Source organism: Xanthobacter sp. (genome assembly GCF_041911315.1).
Classification (GTDB): domain Bacteria; phylum Pseudomonadota; class Alphaproteobacteria; order Rhizobiales; family Xanthobacteraceae; genus Xanthobacter; species Xanthobacter aminoxidans.
In genome coordinates this window covers 70784-76783 of the sequence record NZ_JAYRPE010000017.1, presented here as the reverse complement: position 1 = coordinate 76783, position 6000 = coordinate 70784, and the positions used below count along the sequence as shown (strand labels likewise).

Annotated in this window: 5 protein-coding genes; 4 read left to right on the top strand and 1 reads right to left on the bottom strand. The window is 68.8% G+C overall.

Going from position 1 to position 6000, the window contains the following annotated elements; translation table 11 throughout:
* The first annotated feature begins 378 nt into the window (after positions 1-378).
* Genes ACE3QW_RS06800 through ACE3QW_RS06785 form a run of 4 tightly spaced genes read left to right on the top strand, consistent with a single transcriptional unit; the run spans position 379 to position 3665 of the window.
* A complete protein-coding gene (locus ACE3QW_RS06800; RefSeq protein WP_029557659.1) occupies positions 379-1299 on the top strand; it encodes a branched-chain amino acid ABC transporter permease in 921 nt (306 codons plus the stop codon).
* Complete coding sequence (locus tag ACE3QW_RS06795; protein ID WP_374250925.1) at positions 1296-2213, top strand: branched-chain amino acid ABC transporter permease; 918 nt, start codon at positions 1296-1298, stop codon at positions 2211-2213. The genes ACE3QW_RS06800 and ACE3QW_RS06795 overlap by 4 nt, the downstream gene beginning before the upstream one ends.
* The gene (locus tag ACE3QW_RS06790) at positions 2206-2955 is read left to right on the top strand and encodes an ABC transporter ATP-binding protein (protein WP_374250924.1); all 750 of its coding nucleotides are present in this window, start codon (positions 2206-2208) and stop codon (positions 2953-2955) included. Before ACE3QW_RS06795 ends, ACE3QW_RS06790 begins: the two co-directional genes overlap by 8 nt.
* The gene (locus tag ACE3QW_RS06785; protein WP_374250923.1) at positions 2952-3665 is read left to right on the top strand and encodes an ABC transporter ATP-binding protein; all 714 of its coding nucleotides are present in this window, start codon (positions 2952-2954) and stop codon (positions 3663-3665) included. Before ACE3QW_RS06790 ends, ACE3QW_RS06785 begins: the two co-directional genes overlap by 4 nt.
* Positions 3666-3965: 300 nt before the next feature.
* Here ACE3QW_RS06785 and rpoD read toward each other — a convergent pair whose 3' ends face one another.
* Positions 3966-5966, bottom strand: coding sequence for an RNA polymerase sigma factor RpoD (rpoD, locus tag ACE3QW_RS06780; RefSeq protein ID WP_029557662.1), 2001 nt, complete (start codon positions 5964-5966; stop codon positions 3966-3968).
* Positions 5967-6000 lie beyond the last annotated feature (34 nt).

Sequence of the window (6000 nt, the reverse complement as noted above, 5' to 3'; positions counted from 1 at the left end):
GTGCGAGATGAAGTGAGGGGCCACCCTCACTTCATCTCGCACCCCGGACGCATGCAGCGAAAGCGGAATGCGAGCCGGGGTCCAGCGCAAGGGTTCGCCGCAGGCGGCGAGACCTGAGGCCGGAACCGATTTCGCCGGCTTCGCCGACCTTTTCCCTGGCCCCCGGATCGGCGCTCCACCTGCGGTGTCGCTTGTCCGGGGAACGAAATTCTGATGAGTCACCGTCATGCCCGGCCTTGTGCCGGGCATCCACGTGGCGAGGCCGGGAACGGTCCTGCCGCATTGGCGCGTGCGGGTCGACGTGGATGGCCGGGACAAGCCCGGCCATGACGGCGGCTTGGGTGCGTAACACTCTTCCTTTGTCCACCCGCGCGATCCATGACCCTCACCCTCTTCCTCGTCCAGATGCTCAACGGGCTCCAGCTCGGCATCCTGCTGTTCCTGGTGGCGGCGGGGCTGACGCTGGTGTTCGGGGTGATGGATGTCATCAATCTCGCGCACGGCGTGCAATACATGCTGGGCGCCTATCTCATGGTGACGGCCACCGCGCTCACCGGCAGCTTCTGGCTGGGCCTGCCGCTGGCGCTTGCCGCCGCTTTGGTGCTGGGGCTGCTGCTGGAGCGCCTCGTCATCCGCCAGCTCTATGGGCGGGACCATCTGGATCAGGTGCTGGCCACCTTCGGCATCATCCTGTTCGTGAGCGAGGCGGTGCGCATGGTGTGGGGCTCGGCGCCCCTCGCCATCCCGATGCCGCAGGCGCTGTCCGGTTCGGTGCGGCTGATGGATGGGCTGAACTATCCCGTCTACCGCCTCGTCCTCATTGGCGCGGGGCTTGGCGTGGCGGGGCTGCTCTACGTGCTCGTCACCCGCACGCGGGCGGGGATGCTGCTGCGGGCGGGGGCGACCAACGCGCCCATGGTCTCGGCGCTGGGGGTGGACATCAATGCCCTGTTCGCCCGCATCTTCGCCTTCGGCGCCATGCTCGCGGCCTTCGCCGGCGCCATGGCGGGGCCGATCCTCTCGGTTGAGCCGGGCATGGGGGATAATCTCCTCATCCTCGCCTTCGTGGTCATCGTCATCGGCGGCATCGGCTCCATGCGCGGGGCGTTCGTGGCGGCGCTGCTGGTGGGGCTGATCGACACGCTCGGCCGCTCCTTCCTCACTGATATCCTCAAGCTCGTCATGTCCGCCTCCGCCGCGAGCGCGGCTGGGCCGGCGCTCGCCTCCATGAGCGTCTATGTGCTGATGGCGGCCATCCTCTTCTTCCGCCCGCGCGGCCTGTTCCCGGCGCCGGCATGAAACGGCTTCTCCTTGCTTTCGCGGTGTTCGCGGCTCTCGCCGCGGTCCCGGCCTTCGCCGACAATGCGATGCTGACGCTGGTGGCACGGGCCATGATCTTCGCGCTGGCCGCCACCAGCCTCGGCTTCATCCTGGGGCAGGGCGGGCTCGTCTCCTTCGGCCATGCGGCCACAATGGGCATCGGCGCCTATGCGGTGGGCATCCTGATGGAAGAGGGGGTGCGCGACGCCCTCGTCTCCTTCCCCGTGGCCATGGCGGCGGCGGGGCTGTTCGCCCTCGTCACGGGAGCGATCTCGCTGCGCACGCGCGGCGTCTATTTCATCATGATTACTTTGGCCTTCGGGCAGATGGCCTTCTTCGTCACCCAGAGCCTGTCCGCCTATGGCGGCGACGATGGCCTGACGCTGGCCGCCCGCTCCACGGTGGCGGGGGCGCGCTGGCTGAAGGACCCGAAGACCTTCCACTACGTGGTGCTGGGGCTCCTGGCTTTCACCGTGCTCGTCTCGACCATGCTGGCGCGCTCGCCCTTCGGCCGGGTGCTGGCGGCGGGGCGGGACAATGAGCGGCGGCTGCGCGCGCTGGGGGTGGACCCCTACGCCTATCGCCTCGTCGCTTATGTCATCGCCGGCGCCTTCGCCGGGCTCGCGGGCGCGCTCTATGCCAATCTCACCGAGTTCGTGAGCCCGGCCTATCTCTCCTGGCACCGCTCGGCCGAGTTCATCGTCATGGTGGTGGCGGGCGGCCCCCTGAGCGCCCTCGGCCCGGTGCTCGGCGCGCTGGGGGTGGTGCTGCTGGAGGATGGGCTTGCCCATCTCACGGAACACTGGCGCATCCTCTTCGGCCCGCTGCTGGTGCTGCTCGTGCTGGCGCGCGGCGGCATCGCCGCGCTGCTGGGGAGCCGGCGCGATGGCTGAAGCGCTGCTCCACATCGCCGGCCTCGCCAAGGCCTATGGCGCGCTGCACGTGACGGCCGGGGTGGACCTCGCCGTCATGCCCGGCGAGATCCATGCCCTCATCGGCCCCAACGGCGCGGGCAAGACGACCCTCGTCGGCCAGATCGCCGGAGAGGTGATGCCCGACGCCGGCACGATCAGCTTCGACGGGGCGGACATCACCCGACTGCCGGTGCATCGCCGGGCGCGGCTGGGCCTCGCGCGGGCGTTCCAGATCACCTCCATCTTTCCCCGCTTCACCGCGCTGGAGCACGCGGCGCTGGCCGTGATGGCCGCGCGCGGGCGCACCTTCCGCCTGCTGCGCCCCGCGTCCTCCGACCGCGCGGCGCGGGAGGAGGCGGCCGGCCTGCTCGATGAAGTGGGCCTTGCCGCCCGCGCCGGGGTGGCGGCCGCCGCCCTCAGCCATGGAGAGAAAAGGGCGCTGGAGCTGGCCATGGCGCTCGCCGCCCGCCCGCGCCTGATGCTGCTGGACGAGCCCATGGCCGGTACCGGGCCGGCGGAATCCGCCGCCATGGTGACGCTGCTCACCCGCCTCAAGGGCCGCTGCGCCATCCTCTTGGTGGAGCACGACATGGATGCGGTGTTCCGCCTCGCCGACCGCATCAGCGTGCTGGTCAACGGCCGCATCATCGCCTGCGGCACGCCGGACGCCGTGCGCGCCGACGCCGCCGTCCGAGCCGCCTATCTCGGGGACGGCGCATGAGCGCGCCGCTCCTCACCATCGCGGGGCTCACCGCCGGCTATGGCGGCACGCCGGCCCTGTTCGGCGTGGACCTATCCGTGCCCATGGGCGGCGCGCTGGCGCTGGTGGGCCGCAACGGCATGGGCAAGACGACGACGATCCGTGCCATCATGGGCCTTCTTCCGCCCTCAGGCGGCACGCTGACCTTCGACGGCGTGGCCTTGCGCGGGTTGAAGCCGCACAGGATCGCCCGCCTCGGCCTCGGTCTCGTGCCCGAGGGGCGGCAGATTTTCCCCACGCTCACCGTGGAGGAAAACCTCGTCGCCACCGCCACCCCCGGCCGCTCCGGCCTGCCGCCGTGGACGCTGGAGCGCGTCTATGGGCTGTTCCCGCGCCTCGCCGAGCGGCGGCGCAACTACGGCAACCGCCTCTCCGGCGGCGAGCAGCAGATGCTCGCCATCGGCCGCGCGCTGATGACCAACCCGCGCCTGCTCATTCTGGATGAAGCCACCGAAGGCCTCGCCCCGCTTATCCGCGCGGAGATCTGGGCGGTGCTGTCGGTGCTGAAAGGGGAGGGGCTCTCCCTCATCGTCGTCGACAAGCACGTCTCCGCGCTCGCCGGCGTGTGCGATCAGGTGGCGGTGATGGAGAAGGGCCGGGTGGTGCATTCCGGCCCGGCTGCGGATTTCGCGGGGGATGCGGAGCTGGTGGGGCGGTTTCTGGGGGTGTGACCATCCCGAGAACGCCCGTTCCCCGGACAAGCGACGGCGAAGCCGGAGCGCCGATCCGGGGGCCAGGGGAAGATTCCCGCGAAGCGGGGCAATGCCTTCGAGCGCCGGGATCAGGAAGCGCCTTCGGCGGACCTTTGCGCTAGGGCCCGGCTCGCATTCCGCTGACGCTGCATGCGTCCGGGGCGCGAGGCTTGTCCTATGCGCTTGTCACCGCCCGGCAGCAGCCGAGTTCAGGGGCCGGGCGCCCAAACGAAAACGGCAGGCCGAAGCCTGCCGTTTGATTCTGAAGACGTGCGCCGCTCAGTTGTCGAGGAACGAGCGCAGCTTGCGCGAGCGGCTCGGGTGCTTGAGCTTGCGCAGGGCCTTGGCCTCGATCTGGCGGATACGCTCGCGCGTCACGGAGAACTGCTGGCCGACTTCCTCCAGCGTGTGGTCCGTGTTCATGCCGATGCCGAAGCGCATGCGCAGCACGCGCTCCTCGCGGGGGGTGAGGGAGGCCAGCACCCGGGTCGTCGTCTCGCGCAGATTGCTCTGGATCGCGGCGTCGATGGGCAGGATGGCGTTCTTGTCCTCGATGAAGTCGCCGAGGTGCGAATCCTCCTCGTCGCCGATGGGCGTTTCGAGGGAGATGGGCTCCTTGGCGATCTTCAGCACCTTGCGCACCTTCTCCAGCGGCATGCCGAGCTTCTCGGCCAGCTCCTCCGGAGTGGGCTCGCGGCCGATCTCGTGCAGCATCTGCCGCGAGGTGCGGACGATCTTGTTGATCGTCTCGATCATGTGGACCGGGATGCGGATGGTCCGCGCCTGGTCGGCGATCGAGCGGGTGATGGCCTGCCGGATCCACCACGTGGCGTAGGTGGAGAATTTGTAGCCGCGGCGGTACTCGAACTTGTCCACCGCCTTCATCAGGCCGATGTTGCCCTCTTGGATGAGGTCCAGGAACTGCAGGCCGCGGTTGGTGTATTTCTTGGCGATGGAGATGACGAGGCGCAGGTTCGCCTCCACCATTTCCTTCTTCGCTTGGCGGGCTTCCTTCTCGCCCTTCTGCACCATCTGCACGATCTTGCGGAACTCGGCGATCTCCAGCCCGGTCTCGGTGGCCAGCGCGTGGATGTCGCCGCGGATCTCGTGGATGGTGTCCTTCTCGTGCGCGACGAAGCCCTTCCAGCCCCGCGTGCCGAGCTTGGAGATGCGCAGCACCCACTTGGGGTCCAGCTCCGCGCCCATGTAGTTCTTCAGGAAGTCGTCGCGGGAGACGCCGTAGCTGTCGGCGAGACGCAGCAGGCGGCCCTCGTAGCCCACGAGGCGCTTGTTGATCTCGTAGAGCTGCTCCACCAGCGCGTCGATGCGCGCCTGGTTGAGCGACAGGCTCTTCACGTCGCCGACCAGCTCTTCCTTGAGCTTCTTCGCCTTGCGCTCCTGCGCGGGCGAGAGGGTCTCGTTCTTGAGCTTGGACTCGACGTTCTGGTCCTGCAGCCGGCGCAGCTTGGTGTAGCTGGAATGGATGCGGTCGAAGGTCTCCACCACCTTCGGCTTGATCTCCGCCTCCATGGCGGCGAGCGACATGGAATTCTCCATGTCGTCCTCTTCGCCATCGGGGCCGGCACCGTCGCCGAGCAGGCCGTCCTCGCCCGCCTCGGGGGCGAGGGCTGCTTCCTCGCCGAGGGCCGCGGGCGGGTTCTTGCCCTCGGGGCCGGCATAGGTGGCTTCGAGATCGATGATGTCGCGCAGCAGCACGCGGCCTTCGGTGAGCTCGTCGCGCCAGATGATGATGGCCTGGAAGGTGAGGGGGCTCTCGCACAGGCCGGCGATCATGGCCTCGCGGCCGGCCTCGATGCGCTTGGCGATGGCGATTTCGCCCTCGCGGGAGAGCAGCTCCACCGAGCCCATCTCGCGCAGGTACATGCGCACCGGGTCGTCGGTGCGCTCGGCCGGCTCGGATTTGGTCTCGGCGCGGGCGACCGCACGCGGGGCGGGCTCGGCCAGCTCGCCGCCTTCCGCCTCTTCCGGCTCGTCGGGAGTCTCGGTCTCCTCGCTGCCCTCTTCGGCCTCGGCTTCCTCGGCCTCGATGACATTGATGCCCATGTCATTGAGCATCGCCAGCGTGTCCTCGATCTGCTCGGAGGTGACTTCCTCGGAAGGCATCACCTCGTTGAGCTGCTCGTAGGTCACGTAGCCGCGCCGCTTGGCGTTCTTGATCATCTTCCGCACAGCGGCGTCGGACAGGTCGAGCAACGGCCCGTCGGGGGCGTCGGTCTCCTTCTCCGGGGCCTCTGTGGCTTCGGAAGATTGCTTCGCCATCGACTTCTCCTGCTGATCCCGCCGATTTCCAACA